The sequence below is a fragment of the Mycolicibacterium chubuense genome (genome assembly GCF_001044255.1).
Lineage (GTDB): Bacteria > Actinomycetota > Actinomycetes > Mycobacteriales > Mycobacteriaceae > Mycobacterium > Mycobacterium chubuense.
Map to the genome: position 1 here is coordinate 39,202 of NZ_JYNX01000021.1, position 20,008 is coordinate 59,209.

The 20,008-nt window shown below is 70.4% G+C and carries 18 protein-coding genes and 1 pseudogene; 15 read left to right on the plus strand and 4 right to left on the minus strand.

Translation table 11 applies throughout. The features are described 5' to 3' along the window. Nucleotides 1-6: 6 nt before the first annotated feature. Nucleotides 7-786 carry a cobalt ECF transporter T component CbiQ gene (gene cbiQ, locus MCHUDSM44219_RS05420; RefSeq protein ID WP_048417211.1) on the plus strand — a complete coding sequence of 260 codons (780 nt, stop codon included), beginning with the start codon at nucleotides 7-9 and terminating at the stop codon, nucleotides 784-786. Continuing rightward, nucleotides 783-1,523, plus strand: coding sequence for an energy-coupling factor ABC transporter ATP-binding protein (locus MCHUDSM44219_RS05425; protein ID WP_048417230.1), 741 nt, complete (start codon nucleotides 783-785; stop codon nucleotides 1,521-1,523). The genes cbiQ and MCHUDSM44219_RS05425 overlap by 4 nt, the downstream gene beginning before the upstream one ends. A gap of 187 nt (nucleotides 1,524-1,710) precedes the next feature. Here the strand turns inward: MCHUDSM44219_RS05425 and mtr are convergent, their stop codons facing one another. Next, nucleotides 1,711-3,123 (minus strand): mycothione reductase, encoded by a 1,413-nt coding sequence (gene mtr, locus MCHUDSM44219_RS05430; RefSeq protein WP_048417212.1) that lies wholly within the window; start codon nucleotides 3,121-3,123, stop codon nucleotides 1,711-1,713. Further along, the gene (locus MCHUDSM44219_RS05435) at nucleotides 3,116-4,111 is read right to left on the minus strand and encodes an alpha/beta hydrolase (protein ID WP_048417231.1); all 996 of its coding nucleotides are present in this window, start codon (nucleotides 4,109-4,111) and stop codon (nucleotides 3,116-3,118) included. Before MCHUDSM44219_RS05435 ends, mtr begins: the two co-directional genes overlap by 8 nt. A gap of 116 nt (nucleotides 4,112-4,227) precedes the next feature. Between MCHUDSM44219_RS05435 and mqo the strand changes: the two genes are divergently transcribed. From mqo to MCHUDSM44219_RS05480, 9 genes are all read left to right on the plus strand, one after another. After that, nucleotides 4,228-5,784 (plus strand): malate dehydrogenase (quinone), encoded by a 1,557-nt coding sequence (gene mqo, locus MCHUDSM44219_RS05440; RefSeq protein ID WP_048417232.1) that lies wholly within the window; start codon nucleotides 4,228-4,230, stop codon nucleotides 5,782-5,784. A 13-nt stretch (nucleotides 5,785-5,797) separates the two neighbouring features. Next, complete coding sequence (locus MCHUDSM44219_RS05445; protein WP_048417213.1) at nucleotides 5,798-6,244, plus strand: GNAT family N-acetyltransferase; 447 nt, start codon at nucleotides 5,798-5,800, stop codon at nucleotides 6,242-6,244. Beyond that, nucleotides 6,241-8,118 (plus strand): magnesium chelatase subunit D family protein, encoded by a 1,878-nt coding sequence (locus MCHUDSM44219_RS05450; protein WP_048417214.1) that lies wholly within the window; start codon nucleotides 6,241-6,243, stop codon nucleotides 8,116-8,118. Before MCHUDSM44219_RS05445 ends, MCHUDSM44219_RS05450 begins: the two co-directional genes overlap by 4 nt. A 13-nt stretch (nucleotides 8,119-8,131) precedes the next feature. Continuing rightward, complete coding sequence (gene cobO, locus MCHUDSM44219_RS05455; protein ID WP_048417215.1) at nucleotides 8,132-8,746, plus strand: cob(I)yrinic acid a,c-diamide adenosyltransferase; 615 nt, start codon at nucleotides 8,132-8,134, stop codon at nucleotides 8,744-8,746. Between the two features lie 166 nt (nucleotides 8,747-8,912). Beyond that, entirely contained in the window at nucleotides 8,913-10,283 is a 1,371-nt protein-coding gene (locus MCHUDSM44219_RS05460) for a cobyrinic acid a,c-diamide synthase CobB (protein WP_048417216.1), read from the plus strand. Further along, nucleotides 10,280-11,476, plus strand: coding sequence for a uroporphyrinogen-III C-methyltransferase (cobA, locus tag MCHUDSM44219_RS05465; RefSeq protein ID WP_048417217.1), 1,197 nt, complete (start codon nucleotides 10,280-10,282; stop codon nucleotides 11,474-11,476). Before MCHUDSM44219_RS05460 ends, cobA begins: the two co-directional genes overlap by 4 nt. A 33-nt stretch (nucleotides 11,477-11,509) precedes the next feature. Beyond that, nucleotides 11,510-13,114, plus strand: a complete 1,605-nt coding sequence (locus MCHUDSM44219_RS05470) for an MFS transporter (protein ID WP_048417218.1) — start codon at nucleotides 11,510-11,512, stop codon at nucleotides 13,112-13,114. A gap of 78 nt (nucleotides 13,115-13,192) precedes the next feature. Next, complete coding sequence (locus MCHUDSM44219_RS05475; protein ID WP_048417219.1) at nucleotides 13,193-14,665, plus strand: MFS transporter; 1,473 nt, start codon at nucleotides 13,193-13,195, stop codon at nucleotides 14,663-14,665. A gap of 23 nt (nucleotides 14,666-14,688) precedes the next feature. After that, entirely contained in the window at nucleotides 14,689-16,431 is a 1,743-nt protein-coding gene (locus MCHUDSM44219_RS05480) for a proline--tRNA ligase (protein ID WP_048417220.1), read from the plus strand. 3 nt (nucleotides 16,432-16,434) lie between these two features. Here MCHUDSM44219_RS05480 and MCHUDSM44219_RS05485 read toward each other — a convergent pair whose 3' ends face one another. Both MCHUDSM44219_RS05485 and MCHUDSM44219_RS05490 read right to left on the minus strand, forming a co-directional pair. Next, on the minus strand, nucleotides 16,435-16,905 hold the full coding sequence (locus tag MCHUDSM44219_RS05485; protein WP_048417221.1) for a ferritin-like domain-containing protein: 471 nt from the start codon (nucleotides 16,903-16,905) through the stop codon (nucleotides 16,435-16,437). Further along, nucleotides 16,902-17,432 carry a hypothetical protein gene (locus tag MCHUDSM44219_RS05490; RefSeq protein WP_082162060.1) on the minus strand — a complete coding sequence of 177 codons (531 nt, stop codon included), beginning with the start codon at nucleotides 17,430-17,432 and terminating at the stop codon, nucleotides 16,902-16,904. The genes MCHUDSM44219_RS05485 and MCHUDSM44219_RS05490 overlap by 4 nt, the downstream gene beginning before the upstream one ends. A gap of 151 nt (nucleotides 17,433-17,583) precedes the next feature. Here MCHUDSM44219_RS05490 and rimP point away from each other — a divergent pair, with 151 nt between their 5' ends. From rimP to MCHUDSM44219_RS30140, 4 genes and pseudogenes are all read left to right on the plus strand, one after another. Continuing rightward, complete coding sequence (rimP, locus tag MCHUDSM44219_RS05495; protein ID WP_048417222.1) at nucleotides 17,584-18,111, plus strand: ribosome maturation factor RimP; 528 nt, start codon at nucleotides 17,584-17,586, stop codon at nucleotides 18,109-18,111. A gap of 2 nt (nucleotides 18,112-18,113) precedes the next feature. Continuing rightward, nucleotides 18,114-19,160 (plus strand): transcription termination factor NusA, encoded by a 1,047-nt coding sequence (gene nusA / locus MCHUDSM44219_RS05500; RefSeq protein WP_048417223.1) that lies wholly within the window; start codon nucleotides 18,114-18,116, stop codon nucleotides 19,158-19,160. A 70-nt stretch (nucleotides 19,161-19,230) separates the two neighbouring features. Beyond that, the gene (locus MCHUDSM44219_RS05505; protein ID WP_048417234.1) at nucleotides 19,231-19,581 is read left to right on the plus strand and encodes a YlxR family protein; all 351 of its coding nucleotides are present in this window, start codon (nucleotides 19,231-19,233) and stop codon (nucleotides 19,579-19,581) included. Between the two features lie 101 nt (nucleotides 19,582-19,682). After that, nucleotides 19,683-19,967, plus strand: a pseudogene (locus MCHUDSM44219_RS30140) (translation initiation factor IF-2 N-terminal domain-containing protein); the annotation flags it as partial. Between the last annotated feature and the right edge of the window lie 41 nt (nucleotides 19,968-20,008).

Genomic DNA, 20,008 nt, shown 5'->3' on the forward strand with positions numbered 1-20,008 from the left:
GACGACATGGGAGCGGGTCACGCGCACCCCCTGTACCGCGACGGCGACTCACCGGCGCACCGGCTGCCGGCCGAGGTCAAGATCGTGGTGCTGGTGACGTTCGTGCTGGCCGTCGTCGCCACGCCCCGGGAACTGTTCTGGCCCTTCGGGATCTACGCCCTGATCATCGTGGCGATCTGGTCGGTGGCGCGCATCCCGGTGCGCTGGATCCTGCCGCGGATGCTGATCGAAGCCCCCTTCGTGGTGCTCGCGGTGCTGCTGCCGTTCGCCGAGGGAGGGGAGCAGGTCAGCGTTGCGGGACTGTCGCTGTCGGTGCCCGGTCTCTACGCGGCCTGGGGCATCGTGATCAAGGGCACGCTCGGAGTGGCCGCGTCGCTGACCGTGGCCGCCACCACGACCGCGCGCGAGCTGCCCGTCGCGCTGAGCCGGTTGCGGGTGCCCGCGGTGATCGTCTCGATGCTGACGCTGATGATCCGCTACGTCGACGTGCTGGCCGCCGAGATCCGGCGGATGCGGCTGGCGCGGATCTCCCGCGGCGACTCACCCCGCATGCTGCACCAGATCGGTGCCACGGCCACCGGCGTCGGGGCGCTGTTCCTGCGGTCCTACGAGCGGGGCGAGCGGGTGTATCTGGCCATGCTGTCGCGGGGTTTCGACGGGCGGGTGCCCCCGCTCGCGCTGGGCGCGGGCTGCGCGGCCGCGGCGTCGCCGCGACAGTGGGCGCTGGCCCTGCTGCCGGCGTCGGCCGCGGTGACCGTCGCACTGTCGGCGTGGGTGATCCGGTGAGCACGCCGGCGGTCCGGGTGGAGGACCTGCACTACACCTATCCCGACGGGCACGTCGCGCTCGCCGGTGTCGACCTCGACGTCGCGCCCGGCGAGCGGGTCGCGCTGCTCGGCCCCAACGGTGCGGGCAAGACGACGCTGATGCTCCACCTCAACGGTGTGCTGACCGCATCGCGCGGCACGGTCGAGATCGGCGGAACAACGCTGGGGCGCACCACCCTTCGCGAGATCCGGCGCCGCGTGGGACTGGTGTTCCAGGATCCCGACGACCAGTTGTTCATGCCGACCCTGGCTCAGGACGTCGCGTTCGGTCCGGCCAACTTCGGGGTGCGCGGGCCCGAGTTGGAGGCCCGGGTGGCGCGCGCCCTGGAGGTGGTGTCGATGAGCGGGCTGGCCGAACGCAGCCCCGCCCACATGTCGGGCGGACAGCGGCGCCGCGCGGCGCTGGCCACCGTACTCGCCTGCGAGCCAGAGGTTCTCGTCCTCGACGAGCCGTCGGCCAACCTCGATCCGGTGGCCCGCCGCGAGCTCGCCGAGACGCTGGCCGGGCTCGACGCCACGATGCTGATCGTCACCCACGACCTGCCCTACGCCGCGCAGCTGTGCTCGCGGGCCATCGTGATGGACGGTGGCGTCATCGTTGCCGACGGCGCGATCGGCGAGGTGCTCTCCGACGCGGATCTACTCGCCGCGCACCGCCTCGAACTGCCGTGGGGTTTCGTCGTCCCCACTCGCTGAACATCAAAAAGTGTTCTGCCACAAGCTTCTCTGGCAGAAAGCGGGACCGGCCGCTGCGGCTGGGCGATGTGCTGCATCGGTTGCCGCTGCGGCCGGCCCTCTGCCATCAGCGTAACAGAAGCATGATCACCTGAACAGGTAGACAGATGTAGTCGGGCCGGGAACGCAGTGCCTCGTCAGTGCCGCTTCAGTGCCTCTTGGAGGGCGGCCACGGCGGTTCGCCGCACAGGGCCAGCAGGGCGTTCTCGACCACCTCGGGCAGCGCCGGGTGGATCCAGTACTGGCCCCGGGCCATCTCCTGGGCCGGCAGGTCGAAGGCCATGGCCTGGATCAGCGGCTGGATGATCGACGACGCCTGGTGGCCCATGATGTGCGCCCCGAGCAGCAGACCGGTCTCGTCGTCGACGATCAGCTTCGCAAAGCCGGTCGAGTCCTCCATCGCCCAGCCGTAGGCGACGTCGCCGTAGTCCTGGACCTTCGACTTGATGCGGTACCCCGCTGCGCGGGCCTCGTTCTCGGTCAGCCCGACACAGGCGATCTGGGGCTCGGTGAACACCGCCGACGGCACGTTGCGGTGGTTGGCCGGCATCAGATTGTCGGTGTCGTCCCAGTCTTGGAGCAGGTTGTGCTTGACCACCCGGGCCTCGTGGTTGGCGACGTGCTTGAGCTGGTAGGGCGAGCTGACGTCCCCGAGGGCGAAGATGTTGCGCGCGGTGGTGCGCTGGTACTCGTCGACGGTGACCAACCCGTCGGTGACCTCGACACCGGCATGGTGTGCGTCGAGGAGATCGCCGTTGGGCACCCGGCCGGTGGCGACGAGCAGGGTGTCGGCGCGCACGGTGGCGCCGTCATCGAGGGTGAGGGTGACACCGGAGTCGTCGGACGACCCGCGCACGATGTTGCGCCGGCTGCGGATCTCCCACTTCTTGCCCGCGATATCGGTGAACCGCTCGCACACCGTGTCGTCGCAGTGGGTCAGCATCGTGGTGCCGCGCAGCACGATCGTCACCCGCGAGCCCAGCGACGAGAACACATGCGCGAACTCGGCGGCCACGAATCCGCCGCCGACGATCACGATGTGCTCGGGCAGGTCCGAGATGCGCATGATCGTGTCGCTGGTGTGATAGGCCACGCCGCACTCGGTGATCGCCGGGGGCACCGTGGCCCGGGCGCCCGCGGCGAGCACCACCTGTTCGGCGGTGAACTCCTCGCCGTCGTCGGTGCGCAGCCGGTAGCCGTCCTTGCCCTGAGACGCGGCGAAACGGGTGTGGCTGGCGAAAACGTCCACGTTCGGTGTGGACCGCCGATACTGCTCGCCCCCGCTGGCCAACGGATCGATGCGACCGAACACCCGGGACACGATGTCGGGCCAGCGCACGGCGTCGATGTGCGCGTCGATGCCGTACCGTCGCGCGTCCCGAACCTGTTCGGCCACCCCGGCGGAGTAGACGAACATCTTGGTGGGGATGCAGCCGACGTTGAGGCAGGTGCCCCCGAAGACCCCCTGCTCGCAGATGGCCACCCGCTTGTCGACATAGCGTTCGTCGAGGATGCTGTTGCCCGACCCGGTGCCGATGATCGCGATGTCGAAATCAGCCATGCCGAGAGTCTCCGTCCGTGAGGTACCAGTCCAGCCAGCGGTCGAACTCCCGGTAGGCCGTCGCGCGGGAGTCCGGCACCGAGAGGAACACGTCGTGCTTGGCGTCGGCGATGGGCACCACCGACGTGCGGTTGCCGATGCAGCCCGCCCACCGCGCGATCTGCGCGACATCGAGCACGGCGTCGCCGCGCTGGATCCGTTCCGGATCGGCCACCTCGCGCACGCTGCGGTCCGACCGCAGGATCAGGTTGGGCACCCCGACGTCCAGACCGCGGTGCAACCGCGACTGGGCCCGCCGGATCGCGTGGATCCAGCCGAGGGTGACGGGGAACCCGCCGACGGGCTTCCACGTCAGGTCGTAGTCGAACTCGCCCGCGTAGTCGCGGTGCAGCGTCGTGCCGTAACCGCCGTCGCCGGGCCGGCGCACCACGGTGTGCTTGCGCCACCGGCCCAGCGCCCGCAACGCCGCCGTCGTCGGCGCGGAGCGCAGGATCGCCGGCCCCTGCAGATCCAGCCACGGGCTGTTGAGCATCAACCCGCGCACCCCTGAGCGCTCGGTGGCGCCGCGGGCGCGCAGCCGGTCCAGCCACAGCGACACCACCAGCCCGCCCGCCGAATGCCCGCACACCAGTACCCGGCCCCCCGACTCGGCGGCGATGACAGCGAGCGCCCTCTCGAGTTCGACGTCGTAGCGGGCCAGGTCGGTGGTGAAGTGCGGGGTCTGCCCCTCGCGGTGCGAACGACCGCATTTGTGCAGGTCGATCGCGTAGAACGCGAACCCACGGGCGGCCAGGTGATCGGCGAACTCGGTGTTGAAGAAGTAGTCGGTGAAGCCGTGCACCATCAGCACCGCATGCTGCGCCGAGGGGGTCGCCGGTCCGCGGCGCACCAGCGTCGCCTCGAGGTCACCCTCCCCGTCCTGATCGGGGCCGAGCGCGAAGGTGACTCGCCAGTACCCGGACAGAACGTCGGGCTGCCATCCGGACACGACAGCCACCTTAGTGGGCGGGGTGGTCGGACGGTTGCGGGCGAGCGCGGCGGGATAACCTGAACACAAGTAAGCCGTGAGCAACGGGATGTGACCACGAAGGGCCGATCGAGTTGGTGTCTGAAGCGGAGAAGACCGACGTCCTGCTGGTGGGGGCGGGCATCATGAGCGCCACGCTGTCGGCGTTGCTGCGGCTGGTGGAGCCGAACTGGTCGATGACGTTGGTCGAGCGCCTCGACGGCGCGGCCGCCGAGAGCAGCGATCCGTGGAACAACGCCGGCACCGGACACTCGGCGCTGTGTGAGCTCAACTACACCCCGGCGCGGCCCGACGGCACGATCGACATCGCCAAGGCGGTCAACGTCAACGAGCAGTTCCAGGTGTCGCGCCAGTTCTGGACCTACGCCGTCGAGAACGGCGTGCTGCCCGACGTCCGCAGCTTCCTCAACCCGATCCCGCACGTGAGCTTCGTGCAGGGCGAGGACAACGTGGACTACCTGCGCCGCCGGTACGAAGCGCTGGTCACCAACCCGCTGTTCGCGACGATGGAGTTCATCGACGACCGCGACGAGTTCGTGCGGCGGCTGCCCCTGATGGCCGAGAAGCGTGACTTCTCCCAGCCGGTGGGGCTGAACTGGACCCAGGACGGCACCGACGTCGACTTCGGGTCGCTGTCGCGCCAGCTGATCGGGTTCGGCGCCAAGCAGGGCATGGCCACGCTGTTCGGCCACGACGTCACCGATCTCGATCAGGGCTCGGACGGCAGGTGGACGGTCAAGGTCGTCAACCGCCGCACCGGGCAGAAGCGAAAGTTCAACGCGGGCTTCGTGTTCGTCGGGGCCGGCGGCGGCGCGCTGCCACTGCTGCAGAAGGCCGGCATCAAGGAGGCCAAGGGCTTCGGCGGATTCCCGGTCGGCGGTCAGTGGCTGCGCAGCGGCAATCCCGGGCTCACCGCGCGTCATCAGGCCAAGGTCTACGGGCTGCCGCCGCTGGGCGCGCCGCCGATGTCGGTGCCGCACCTGGACACCCGCGTGATCAACGGCCGCTCGTGGCTGCTGTTCGGTCCGTTCGCCGGCTGGTCGCCCAAGTTCCTCAAGCAGGGCAAGGTCACCGATCTGCCGCTGTCGGTGAAGCCGAACAACCTGGTGTCGATGCTCGGCGTCGGGCTCACCGAAATGGGGCTGCTGCGCTACCTGATCGGCCAGCTGCTGCTCAGCGAATCGGCGCGGGTCGACGCGCTGCGCGAATTCGCGCCGAGTGCAAAGAATTCCGATTGGGAGCTCGACATCGCCGGGCAGCGGGTGCAGGTGATCCGCAAGGCCAAGGGCAAGGGCGGGGTGCTGGAGTTCGGCACCACCGTGCTCTCGGCCGCCGACGGCAGCATCGCCGGTCTGCTCGGCGCGTCGCCGGGGGCCTCGACCGCTGTGCCCGCGATGCTCGAGGTGATGTCGCGGTGCTTCACCGACCGCTACCAGAGCTGGCTGCCGACGATCAAGACGATGATTCCCTCGTTTGGCACCGAGCTGTCCCACGAGCCGGAGCTGTTCTCCGAGATCTGGGCGCACGGCACCGAGGTGCTCAAGCTCGACAAGCCCGCGGGCGCGCTTCCCGACACCGTGTCGGGCGAATCCACCGCGGGCACTGAGCATTCCCCGACCGCGGCGACCGTTTGACGGTGGTCAGCCGATGACAGTGGCGCTGCGCCGCAGTTGGGCCAAGGATCTCGACGCCGCAACGCTCTACGAGCTGCTCAAGCTGCGCGTCGAGGTGTTCGTCGTCGAGCAGGCCACCCCGTACCCGGAACTCGACGGCCGGGATCTGCTCGCCGAGACTCGGCATTTCTGGCTGGAAAGCCCTGAGGGACAGGTGATTTCGACGCTGCGCCTGATGGAGGAGCATCCCGCCGGGCAGAAGGCGTTCCGGATCGGGCGGGTGTGCACCAAGCGCACCGATCGCGGCCACGGCCACACCGCGCGGCTGCTGACCGCGGCGCTGGCCGAGGTGGGCGATTACCCCTGCCACATCAACGCGCAGACCTATCTGCAGGAGATGTACGGCAGGCACGGCTTCGTGCGCGCCGGCGACGAGTTCCTCGACGACGGGATCCCGCACATCCCGATGGTGAAGCCGTGACCGCAGACGCGCTGTATCCCTTCAGCGCGCTGGTCGGGCACGACCGCCTCAAGCTCGCCCTCGTGCTGTGCGCGGTGCGCCCCGACATCGGCGGCGTGCTGATCCGTGGCGAGAAGGGCACCGCGAAATCGACCGCGGTGCGCGGGCTGGCCGCGGTGCTCATGCAGTCGTTCCGGGTGGCGGGCGGCGACGGCGGGCACCTGGTCGAGTTGCCGATCGGCGCCACCGAGGACAGGGTCGTCGGGTCGCTGGACCTGCAGAAGGTGCTGCGGGACGGCGAGCACGCGTTCTCGCCGGGCCTGCTGGCGCGGGCCCACCGCGGTGTGCTCTACGTCGACGAGGTCAATCTGCTGCACGACCATCTCGTCGACGTGCTGCTCGACGCTGCCGCGATGGGCCGGGTGCACATCGAACGCGACGGCGTCTCCCACAGCCACGACGCGCGGTTCGTGCTCATCGGGACGATGAATCCCGAAGAGGGAGAACTGCGTCCGCAACTGCTCGACCGGTTCGGGCTCACCGTCGACGTGGCGGCCTCCCGCGACGTCGACGTCCGCGCCGAGGTGATCCGTCAGCGCCTCGACTACGAGGCCGACCCGGCGGCTTATGCCGGCCGGTACGCCGGCGCCGACGCCGATCTGGCCCGCCACATCGCCGACGCCCGCGCCCGGGTCGCGGCGGTGACCCTGCCCGACGGCGAACTGCGCCGCATCGCGGCACTCTGCGCGGCGTTCGACGTCGACGGGATGCGCGCCGATCTGGTGGTCGCGCGCACCGCCGTGGCGCACGCGGCATGGCGCGGCGTCGACACCGTGGCCGAGGAGGACATCCGGGTGGCGGCCGAGCTGGCGCTGCCGCACCGACGCCGCCGCGATCCGTTCGACGACCCGGGGCTGGATGCCGAACGGCTCGACGACGCGATGACCCAGGCGGGGGAGGCGGCCGAAGCCGATCCCGAGCCCGACCCGGAGCCCGATCCGCCCCCCGGCGGCGGATCCGTGCCCGGCGACGACGCCACTGACGCTGCGCCGCAAACTCATTCGGCTCCGCCGACGCGTCCCAGTGCGGCTCCGTCGGCGGCGTTCCGGACCAAGGCGCTCATCGTCCCCGGCGTCGGCGAGGGGGCGCCCGGCCGGCGCTCCCGCGCCCGCAACCGCACCGGCACGGTCGTCGCCGCCACCACCGATCCGCAGACCGGCCACGGCATGCACGTCTTCGGCACGCTGCTGGCCGCCGCGGGGAGTCACGACGGTGTCGGCCCGCTGCGGCCGGGGCCCGACGACGTCCGCCGCGCGGTGCGGGAGGGCCGCGAGGGCAACCTGGTGATCTTCGTCGTCGACGCGTCTGGCTCGATGGCCGCGCGCGACCGGATGTCCGCGGTCAGCGGCGCCACCTTGTCCCTGTTGCGGGACGCCTATCAGCGTCGCGACAAGGTCGCGGTCATCACCTTCCGCGGCCAGGACGCCCGGGTGCTGCTGCCGCCGACGTCGTCGGTGTACGTGGCCAGCACGCGCCTGGCGCGTTTCGACATCGGCGGCCGGACCCCGCTGGCGCAGGGACTGCTCGCCGCGCGCGACATGGTGGTGCGCGAACGGGCTCGTGACCGCGCCCGGCGCAGCCTGGTGGTCGTCCTCACCGACGGCCGAGCGACCGGCGGGCCCGATCCACTGGGCCGCACCCGCACCGCGGCGGCCCGGCTGTTGGCCGAGGGCGCCGCGGCCGTGGTGGTGGACTGCGAAACCTCCTACATCCGTTTGGAATTGGCGGGCGACCTGGCGCGCCGGCTGAACGCGCCGTCGGTGCGGCTGGACCAGTTGCGCGCCGACGCGCTCACCGCCGTGGTGAAGCGCCAGGCCGATCGCGGCGCGGCCTGAGGGAGGTGACGCGATGCCCCAGGGTCAACCGCTGACCGTGCCGCGCGACGGGCTCACCACCCGGGCGCGGCGCAACGCCCCACTGCTCGCGGTGCACACCGGCGCGGGCAAGGGGAAGTCCACCGCGGCGTTCGGCATGGCGCTGCGGGCGTGGAACCAGGGCTTCGACATCGCGGTGTTCCAGTTCGTCAAGAGCGCGAAGTGGAAGGTCGGGGAGGAGACCGCGCTGCGGGAGCTGGGCCGCGCGCACGAGGAGCGTGGCGTCGGCGGGCCGGTCGAGTGGCACAAGATGGGCTCGGGCTGGTCGTGGTCGCGTAAGGCGGGCACCGAGTCCGATCACGCCGCCGCGGCCGCGGAGGGCTGGGCCGAGATCGCGCGCCGCCTCGCCGAGGAGCGCCACGACTTCTATGTGCTCGACGAGTTCACCTACCCGCTGAAGTGGGGCTGGATCGACGTGGCCGAGGTGGTCGAGGTGCTCGCCTCACGGCCCGGCACCCAGCACGTCGTGATCACCGGACGCGACGCCCCGGCCGCGCTGCTCGACGCCGCCGATCTGGTCACGGAGATGACGAAGGTCAAGCATCCGATGGATGCCGGCCGCAAAGGCCAGCGAGGGATCGAGTGGTGACCCGCCTCACCGTTCTCCGCGAGTGTGCGTGTCTGCAGCCGACACGCCGTCAGATTCGCGAAGTTTCCGCACGCTCACGACGGGGGCAGGTCGGTGAGCGTGCGCGAAATGTGCGTGCTGCGCGGCGTGTTGCCCGCAGACACGCACGTTCGCGACGGGGAATCCAGTGGTAGCTCCGGCCGTGGTGATCGCCGCGCCGACGTCCGGCAGCGGGAAGACCACGGTCGCCACCGGGCTGATGGGCGCGCTGCGGCGCGCGGGTCATCGTGTCGCGCCCTTCAAGGTGGGCCCCGACTTCATCGACCCCGGCTACCACGGGCTCGCCGCGGGCCGGCCCGGCCGCAACCTCGACCCCGTCCTCGTCGGCGACGATCTCATCGGCCCGCTGTACCGGCACGGCAGCGCCGACGCCGACATCGCCGTCGTCGAGGGCGTGATGGGCCTGTTCGACGGGCGCATCAGCGACTCGCCGGCCACCGGCGTCGCGCGCGGGTCCACCGCACACGTCGCGTCGCTGTTGGGCGCCCCGGTGGTGCTCGTCGTCGACGCGCGCGGGCAGAGCCACAGCGTGGCCGCGCTGCTGCACGGGTTCGCGACCTTCGACCGCGCCGTGCACCTCGTCGGGGTGATCCTCAACCGCGTCGGCTCGCCTCGGCACGAAGCGGTTCTGCGACAGGCGTGCGAGCAGGCCGGGGTCACCGTGCTCGGTGCGATTCCCCGCGCCGGGGAACTCGCCGTGCCGTCGCGGCACCTCGGGCTGGTGACCGCGGTGGAGCACGGCCGCCAGGCAACCGCCGCCGTCGAGGCGATGACCGCGCTAGTGGCCCGGCACGTCGACCTCGACGCCGTGGTCGCGGCCGCAGGCTGCCGCGTCACCGCCGATCCGTGGACGCCCGAGCTGTCCGAGCCCGCGGACGCCCCGGTGACTGTCGCGCTGGCCGCGGGCCGGGCCTTCACGTTCGGCTACACCGAGCATGCCGAATTGCTGCGTGCCGCAGGCGCGGACGTCGTCCCGTTCGACCCGCTGTGCGACCCGCTGCCGGTGGGGACCTCGGCCCTGGTGCTTCCGGGCGGGTTCCCCGAGGAGTTCGGCCCCGAGCTGTCGGGCAACCGCACGGTGCGTGAGCAGATCGCGGCGCTCGCCGCCGCGGGCGGCCCCCTGCACGCCGAGTGCGCCGGCCTGACCTATCTGGCCGACGACCTCGACGGCCATCCCATGTGCGGTGTGCTCCCCGGGTCCGCCTCGTTCACCGAATCGCTGACCCTGGGGTACAGGGACGCGGTCGCGGCCGTCGACTCGTCACTGCACCAGGTGGGGGACCGGATCACAGGACACGAATTCCACCGCACCACAATGCATTACGCAGACGGCCGGGAGCCCGCGTGGCGGTACCGGGGACGGGGCGGTCACATCGTCGACGACGGCGCCGTCCGCGCGGGTGTGCATGCCGGGTATCTGCACACCCACGCGGCGTCGCACCCGCAGGCGATCGCCCGCTTCGTCCGTGCGGCGGCACGCTCTAAGCTCGCCGGGTGACCGACAACGCCTATCTGGTGGGCCTGCGCCTGGCCGGCAAGAAGGTCGTCGTGGTGGGTGGCGGCACGGTCGCCCAGCGGCGGCTGCCGCTGCTGGTCGCCTCCGGAGCCGACGTGCACGTCATCACCATCGACGCCACGCCCGCGGTGGAGGCGATCGAGGGAATCACGTTGACCATGAGGCCTTTTCGTGACGGGGATCTCGAAGGCGCCTGGTATGTGATCGCCGCCACCGACGACCCCGTGGTCAATGCGGCCATCGTCGAGGAGGCGGAAAGCCGTCGCGTGTTCTGTGTGCGCGCCGACGTGGCCATCGAGGGCACCGCCGTCACCCCGGCCACCTTCGATTACGAGGGCCTGTCGGTGGGGGTGCTCGCCGGCGGCGAGCACCGTCGGTCGGCGGCCATCCGGTCGGCCATCCACGAAGCCCTGCAGCAGGGACTCATCGCGGCCGACGCGCCCGGCGTGGTGGAGGGCGGGGTGGCGCTCGTCGGTGGCGGCCCCGGTGACCCGGAGCTCATCACCGTCCGGGGCAGGCGGCTGCTCGCGCACGCCGACGTGGTGGTGGCCGACCGGCTGGCGCCCCAGGATCTGCTCGCCGAGCTGTCCCCGGAGGTCGAGGTCATCGACGCGGCCAAGATCCCCTACGGACGCGCGATGGCCCAGGACGCCATCAACGCGGTCCTGATCGAGCGAGCCAAGGAAGGCAAGTTCGTCGTCCGGCTCAAGGGCGGCGACCCGTTCGTGTTCGCGCGCGGCTACGAAGAGGTGATCGCGTGCGCCGACGCGGGGATTCCGGTCACCGTGGTGCCGGGTGTGACCAGTGCCATAGCGGTGCCCGCCCTCGCGGGCGTTCCGGTCACCCACCGGGCGATGACGCACGAATTCGTGGTGGTCAGCGGGCATGTTGCGCCGGATCACCCCGAATCGTTAGTGAATTGGGATGCGTTGGCCGCGATGAACGGCACGATCGTGTTGCTGATGGCGGTCGAACGGATCGAACTCTTCGCGAAGATTCTCCTCGAGGGCGGCCGACCTGCGGATACGCCGGTGCTGGTGGTGCAGCACGGCACGACGTCCGCACAGCGGACTTTGCGGGCGACCCTTGCGGAGGCGCCGGAACGCATCCGTTCGGAGGGCATTCGACCCCCCGCGATCATCGTGATCGGGGCTGTTGCGGCCTTCGCCGGTTAAAAGGAAATTAAGAGTACTGTAAGGTAACTCGTTATGACGGCTCTCAATGACGCAGAGCGTGCCGCCATCCATCGGGATGCTGAAGGCAAGGGGCAGCGGGGCGCCAATCGCGCACTGCCGGCCCGCATCAAGGGGACTGCAGACGGAGCCGCCGGCCCCCGTTTCCCCAAGACGCCGGCGTGGTTGCCGTCGCGGCGCTTCATCGCCGCGGTCATCGCCATCGGCGGGATGCAGCTGCTCGCCACGATGGATAGCACGGTCGCGATCGTCGCCCTACCCAAGATCCAGGACGAGCTGAGTCTCTCCGACGCCGGCCGTAGCTGGGTGATCACGGCTTACGTGCTCACCTTCGGCGGTCTGATGCTGCTCGGCGGGCGCCTCGGCGACGTCATCGGCCGCAAGCGGACCTTCGTCGTCGGTGTCGCACTGTTCACGATCGCCTCGATCCTGTGCGGCCTGGCCTGGAACGAGGCGACCCTCGTCATCGCCCGGCTGCTGCAAGGCGTCGGGGCGGCGATCGCCTCGCCCACCGCGCTGGCCTTGATCGCAACCACGTTCCCGAAGGGTCCCGCGCGCAACGCCGCGACGGCGATCTTCGCGGCGATGACGGGTGTCGGCTCGGTGATGGGGCTGATCGTCGGCGGCGCGCTGACCGAGGTGTCGTGGCGCTGGGCGTTCCTGATCAACGTGCCCATCGGCCTGCTGATGATCCACCTGGCCCGCACGACGCTGCGGGAGACCCACCGCGAGCGGCTCAAGCTCGACGCCGCCGGGGCGCTGCTGGCCACCCTGGGATGCACCGCCGCGGTGTTCGCGTTCTCCATGGGTCCCGAGGCCGGCTGGGCCTCGACGATCACGATCGGATCCGGGATCGTGGCCGCCGGCTGCCTGATCGCGTTCTTCTGGGTCGAGCGCACCGCCGAGAACCCGGTGGTCCCGTTCGAGTTGTTCCGCGACCGCAACCGGGTCGCCACCTTCGCGGCGATCTTCCTCGCCGGCGGCGTGATGTTCACCCTCACTGTGCTGATCGGGCTCTACGTGCAGGACATCATGGGCTACAGCGCGCTCAAGGCGGGCGTCGGGTTCATCCCGTTCGTCATCGCCCTGGGCATCGGCCTGGGTCTGTCGTCGGCGCTGGTGTCGAAGTTCCCGCCGCGCATCCTGGTCATCGGCGGCGGCGTCCTGGTGCTCGCGGCGATGCTCTACGGCTCGACGCTGGACGCGGGCATCCCGTACTTCCCCAACCTGGTCCTGCCGATCACGGTCGGCGGCTTCGGCATCGGCATGATCGTGGTGCCGCTGACGGTGTCGGCGATCGCCGGCGTCGGATTCGACCAGATCGGTCCCGTCTCGGCGATCGCGCTGATGCTGCAGAGCCTCGGCGGTCCGGTCGTGCTGGCGATCATCCAGGCGGTCATCACGTCGCGCACGCTGTACCTCGGCGGCACCAACGGACCGGTCAAGGACATGAGCGCTGCGCAACTGCACGCCCTCGACCAGGGGTACACCTACGGTCTGCTGTGGGTGGCCGCGGTCGCGGTGATCGTCGGCGGTGCGGCGCTGTTCATCGGCTACACGGCCCAGCAGGTGGCGCACGCGCAGGAAGTCAAGGACGCGATCGACGCCGGGGAGCTCTAGCTCGAGAGCGATTTCGGCGTAGTTCGTCAACGGTTGCGTGACCAGCGACGCCGAAATCCCCCGGTAGGGTGGCTCACCATGTCCTCCCGGCCTCCGTTGGCGTCGTCGGTGCTGGGCATCGCGATCGTCGCGATCACCGGCATGCAGCTCATGTCGACGCTCGACGGCACCATCGTCATCGTCGCGCTGCCGCGGATGCAGGCCGAACTCGACCTCTCCGATGCCGGTAAGAGCTGGGTCATCACCGCGTACGTGCTGGCGTTCGGGGGTCTGCTGCTGCTCGGCGGCCGCATCGGCGACGCGATCGGCCACAAGCGGGCGTTCCTGTCCGGCGTCGGCGTGTTCACGATCGCCTCACTGGTCTGCGGGCTGGCCACCGACGAGGCCACGCTGATCGTGGCCCGTGCGGTGCAGGGCACCGGCGCCGCGGTCGCCGCCCCCACCGGGCTGGCGCTCATCGCCACCACCTACGCCGTCGGGCAGCCGCGTAACCGCGCGCTCGCGGTGTCGGCGGCCATGCAGGCCACCGGCTCGGTGCTCGGCCTGGTCCTCGGCGGTGCGCTGACCGTGATCTCCTGGCGGCTGGCGTTCCTCATCAATGTCCCGATCGGGATCGCCATCATCGTGATCGCCTTCTTCCGGCTGGCCGAGACGCACCACGAGCGGCTCAAGCTCGACGTCACCGGCGCCTTGCTGGCGACGCTGGGCTGCACGTCGGCCGTGCTGATCTTCACGCAGGGCCCGGCGCTGGGGTGGACTTCTCCGTTCGTGATCGGGGCGGGTGTCGCCGCGGTGGCGTTCTTCGTGTCGTTCTTCGTCGTCGAGCGCTCCGCGGACCATCCGATCGTCCCGATGGAGGTGTTCGACAACCGCAACCGGGTGGCCACGTTCATCTCGCTGTTCCTGGCGGGCGGGGTGATGCTGAGCGCGACGGTGATGATCGGCCTGTACGTGCAGGACGTGATGGGGTACTCGGCGCTGCTCGCGGGCGTCTGCTTCATCCCGTTCGCGCTGGCGCTGGGCGTCGGCACGATCGTCGCGGCGCGGCTGGCGCCGTATGTCGCGCCCCGCTGGCTGATCCTCGGCGCCGGGCTGCTGGTGCCGTGCGCGATGCTCTACGGCGCGACGCTCAACCGGGGCATCCCGTACTTCCCCGACCTGCTCGCTCCGCTCGTGGTCGGCGGCTTCGGGATCGGCGTGATCTCGGTGATCCTGCCGCTGTGCGCTGTCGCCGACGTCGGGCCGCGCGAGATCGGCCCGGTCTCTTCGATCACGCTGATGGTGCAGAATCTGGGCGGACCCGTCGTCCTCGTGATGATCCAGGCCGTCCAGACGTCGCGCACCCTGTTCCTCGGCGGCACGACCGGGCCGGTCAAGGACATGACGTCGGCCCAATTGGATGCCCTCGACGCCGGCTACACGTACTCGCTGCTGTGGGTGGCGGGGGTGTCGGTGTTCGTCGGCGCCGCCGCGTTGTTCATCGGTTTCACCGCCCGGGACATCGCCGCGGCCCAGCACACCCGGGAGGCGGTCGAGGCCGGGGAGCTCTGAGTGCTAGCATAAGGTGGTCGGCTGTGATCACCCGCATGTCTGAGCTGTTCCTGCGCACCCTGCGCGACGATCCGGCCGACGCCGAAGTGGCCAGCCACAAGCTGCTCATCCGCGCCGGATACGTCCGCCCCGTCGGACCCGGGTTGTACAGCTGGCTGCCCCTCGGGCTCAAGGTGCTGCGCAAGATCGAGGGAATCGTCCGCGACGAGATGAACGCCATTGGGGGACAGGAGATCCTGTTCCCCGCCCTGCTGCCGCGGGCGCCCTACGAGACCACCAACCGCTGGACCGAATACGGGGACACGCTGTTCCGGCTGCAGGACCGCCGCGACAACGACTACCTGCTGGGGCCCACCCACGAGGAGATGTTCACCCTCACCGTCAAGGGGGAGTACTCCTCGTACAAGGACTTCCCGCTGATCCTGTTCCAGATCCAGAACAAGTACCGCGACGAGGCCCGTCCGCGTGCCGGCATCCTGCGCGGACGCGAGTTCCTGATGAAGGACTCCTACTCCTTCGACATCGACGACGACGGTCTGAAGAACGCCTACCACGCGCATCGTGAGGCCTATCAGCGCATCTTCGCCCGCCTCGCGGTGCGCTACGTGATCGTGTCGGCGGTGTCCGGCGCGATGGGCGGCAGCGCGTCGGAGGAGTTCCTGGCCGAGAGCGAGGTCGGCGAGGACACCTATGTGCGGTGCGTCGAGTCCGGCTACGCCGCCAACGTCGAGGCCGTCATCACCGCGGTGCCCGAAGCCATCCCCTTCGACGGCCTGCCCGAGGCGACGGTCTACGAGACCGGGGACACGCCGACGATCGCGACGCTGGTCGAGTGGGCCAACGGCGCCGGCCTGGGCCGCACCGTCACCGCGGCGGACACGCTGAAGAACGTGCTGCTCAAGGTTCGTGCGCCCGGTGGGGAGTGGGAACTGTTGGCGGTGGGGGTGCCCGGCGACCGCGAGGTCGACGACAAGCGTCTCGGCGCGGCGCTCGAGCCGGCCGAGTACGCGATGCTCGACGACGCCGACTTCGCCAGGTACCCGTTCCTCAAGAAGGGATACATCGGCCCGAAAGGCTTGCTGGCCAACGGAGTTCGGTACCTGGTCGATCCGCGTGTGGTCGACGGTACGGCGTGGATCACCGGTGCCGACGAGGTGGGCAAGCACGTCGTCGACCTCGTCGCGGGACGCGACTTCACTCCGGACGGCACCATCGAAGCCGCCGAGGTGCGCGAGGGTGACCCGTCGCCGGACGGCGCCGGTCCGCTGGTGGCGGCGCGCGGCATCGAGATCGGCCACGTCTTCCAACTGGGTCGCAAGTACGCCGACGCCTTCACCGCGGACGTCCTGGGCGAGGACGGCAAGCCGGTGCGGCTGACCATGGGCAGCTACGGCATCGGGGTGTCCCGGCTGGTCGCGGTGATCGCCGAGCAGCAGCACGACGAGCTCGGGCTGCGGTGGCCGGCCGCGGTGTCTCCGTTCGACGTGCACGTCGTGATCGCCAACAAGGACGCCGAGGCGCGGGCCGGCGCGAACGAACTGGCCGCCGATCTGGACCGCCTCGGCGTCGACGTGTTGCTCGACGACCGGACGGCCTCGCCGGGGGTCAAGTTCAAGGACGCCGAGCTGCTCGGCGTTCCGTGGATCGTCGTCGTGGGTCGCGGCTGGGCCGGCGGTGTGGTGGAACTGCGGGACCGGTTCAGCGGCGAGAAGCGCGACGTGGCCGTCGGATCGGCGGCCACGGAGATCCTGGCCGCGGTCGGCTGAGCGTCACTCGGCGCCGCCGGGGAACGCGACCGTGACCGGTGTCGCGCCCAGGACGCGCCGCCAGCGCGCCGCGGTGACCGCGGACTCGAGCATCGCCGCCACCCCGAACGCGCGGACCTTCTCGTCGGTCGCCTGTTCGACCACCGCCCGCCACGCGGTGGCCGTGTCCTCCTCCATCCGGACCGCGAGCGTGGCGGCCTGTCGCGGCGTGCCGACCTCCATCGGCATCGCGTAGCCGGCCGCGGGCAGCGGCACCGCGGCGCCCGCGTCCTCGAGCAGGGCGATGCCGGCTTCGCGGCGGGCGCGGTGTTCGGCCATCGTGTCGGCGACCAGGTCGTTGTCCTCGGGCGTGGAATGCGCTGACACCAGCCCGTATCCGTAGATGGAGGCGTGCTCGGCGGCGACGGCGTCGAACAGCGCGCCGGCGGCCGGATCGGTGGGGCGCGTGGTCGGGCTCGGCGAGGGTGAGGTCATCGCGCACCGCCCGGGGAGGCCAGCGCGACGGTGTAGGCGGCCGTGCAGGACGCGGCGATCGAGGCGAGCAGACCCGCGCGATACCCGGACAGCGTCGCGGCGGCATGGGCTGCGCTGTCGGCGGAGGCGCGCAGCGAACCGATCACGTCGTCGGCCGTCGGCGCCGGTGCCGGCGGCACTCCCGCGGCGACGCTGGTCGACGTCGTGACCGACACACTGGTGGTCGGCGCGGGTTGGCCGGTCAACCGGACGATCTCGTCGGACAGCGCCGCAGCGTGTGCGGAGCGCTGCCCGGCCACCTGGGTGAGCGTCTGCGCGACGGATCCGCGCGCGGTGGCGGCGGCGTCGCCGGCCAGTCGGGCGTCGGCGCGGGCCCTGTCCAGCGCGGTGGTGAGGTCGTCGAGGTCGGGCGGGGGAGGCGGGGAGCCGCAGGCGGCCGAGGTGGCGGCCGTCGCCGCGAGGACGGCCATCCCGACGAGCACCTCCCGGCGGCTGACGATCGGCGGTCGGCTCGGCACGTGCAACATCCTGCCATTGGCGCGTAGCTTGGACCGGAGCCGACTTCGGCGACGGCCGCCCGCGCTCGCTGCTTTTCGTTATTTGGCCCGGCCGCGCTGGCGTATCGTGGAGACCCGGGTCGACCCAGTTCGAAGGACAACTCAAGACGAGGAGCTCACCGTGGCGGAGCGGTCTACGGGATTGCCGTCGCAACGACAGGTGATCGAATTGCTCGACGGGGAGTTCGCGCGCGCCGGATACGACATCGAGGACGTGCTGGTCGACGCCGGAGCACGGCCGCCGCGGGTGACGGTGGTCGCCGACGCCGACGGTGGGCTCGATCTCGACGCCATCGCCGAACTGTCCCGGCTCGCCTCGGCTCTTCTCGACGAACTCGATTCGGCGCCCTACGTGCTGGAGGTCACCTCCCCGGGGGTCGACCGCCCGCTGACCACCGACAAGCACTTCCGCCGTGCGCAGGGCCGCCGCGTGGAACTGACGCTGAGCGACGGGTCGGTGCTGACCGGCCGGCTCGGCGAACTGCGCGACGGGGTCGTCGGCCTGGTCGTCAGAGACGGCCCCCGCAAGACGTTGACCGTGCGTGACGTCGAACGCGACAGCATCACCAAAGCCGTTGTGCAGGTGGAGTTCTCGTCACCGAGTCCGCGTGAGCTGGAGTTGGCGGGCCAAACCGGAAGAGAGACCTGAGCATGAACATCGACATGGCTGCGCTGCACGCGATCGAGGCCGACAAGGGAATCAGCGTCGACGTGGTCGTCGACACCATCAAATCGGCGCTGCTGACCGCCTACCGGCACACCGAAGGCCACGAGGCCGACGCCCGGATCGACGTCGACCGCAAGACCGGCGTGGTCCGGGTGATGGCCCGCCAGACCGACGCCGACGGCAACGTGTTGCACGAATGGGACGACACCCCAGAGGGTTTCGGGCGCATCGCGGCGACGACAGCGCGTCAGGTGATCCTGCAGCGGTTGCGCGATGCGGAGAACGAGAAGAATTACGGCGAGTTCTCGGCCCGCGAGGGCGACATCGTCGCCGGCGTCATCCAGCGCGACGCGCGTGCGAACGCCCGCGGGCTGGTGGTGGTGCGCATGGGCAGCGAGACCAAGGGGTCCGAGGGCGTCATCCCCGCCGCCGAACAGGTCCCGGGGGAGCGCTACGAACACGGCGACCGGTTGCGCTGCTACGTGGTGGGGGTTTCCCGCGGCGCGCGCGAACCGCTGATCACGCTGTCGCGCACCCATCCGAACCTGGTCCGCAAGTTGTTCTCGCTGGAGGTGCCGGAGATCGCCGACGGTTCGGTCGAGATCGTCGCGGTGGCCCGGGAGGCGGGGCATCGCAGCAAGATCGCCGTGGTGTCGCGCGCGCCCGGCCTCAACGCCAAGGGCGCCTGCATCGGGCCGATGGGGCAGCGGGTGCGCAACGTGATGAGCGAGCTGTCCGGCGAGAAGATCGACATCATCGACTACGACGAGGACCCGGCGAAGTTCGTCGCCAACGCGTTGTCCCCGGCCAAGGTGGTGTCAGTGACGGTCATCGACGAGGCCGCGCGGGCGGCGCGGGTGATCGTGCCCGACTTCCAGCTCTCGCTGGCCATCGGCAAGGAAGGCCAGAACGCCCGGCTGGCCGCCCGGCTCACCGGATGGCGCATCGACATCCGCAGCGACACCCGCGGCGACGACGCCGAGCACGAGCGTCGGCCGGACGCGGCCCGCGGGGCCGTCGGCGAACGGTGACGCCGGCGCCGTCAACGGCGTTCGGCGCACCGGTTTTCCTCTCGACGCCGTCGTGACGGTAGACTTCGGTGTGATCCAGCGCGAGACATCGGCTCGGACGCAGAAAAGCACCAACGACCCAGCTGAGGGCCCGGTGCGGACATGCATCGGATGCCGGAGACGAGAGCTGGCCGTCGATCTGCTTCGGGTTGTCGCTGTCGACGACGGAACCGGCCGCCGCGCCGTGACCGTCGACGGGGCGAAGAGACTTCCGGGGCGGGGTGCCTGGCTGCACCCCGATCCGAAGTGTCTGAACGACGCGGTCCGGCGGCGGGCCTTCGGCCGAGCGCTCCGGATCACCGGTTCACCGGACATCACCGCGGTGATCGAACGTTTCGCCAATACCGAAGCGCTCGACACACCCGGGCAAGAGAACAGGTAGCGAAGAACATGAGCACACCGTGAAGTCCCGATGACCATGCGTCATAGCTAACCCGAGGCGCGGCGCCTACCACCGCTGTCGCCTCTCAGACAGGAGATGTAGTGGCAGGTAAGGCCCGCGTGCACGAGTTGGCGAAGGAACTCGGTGTCACAAGCAAGCAAGTACTGGCGCGACTGAGCGAACAAGGTGAGTTCGTCAAGTCGGCGTCGTCCACGGTGGAGGCGCCCGTCGCCCGCCGTCTTCGGGAGTCGTTCGGCGGCTCCAAGCCCAGCGCCGAGCCCGTCAGCAGCGGCGGTAACGGTTCACCCAAGCCCTCCGCGCCGCGCCCCGGTCCCAAGCCGTCGGCGCCCGCGCCCGTAGCGCAGCAGCCCGAGCCGTCACCGTCGCCGCGCACGCGTCCAGCTTAGGGAACGGATCTGGATATCGG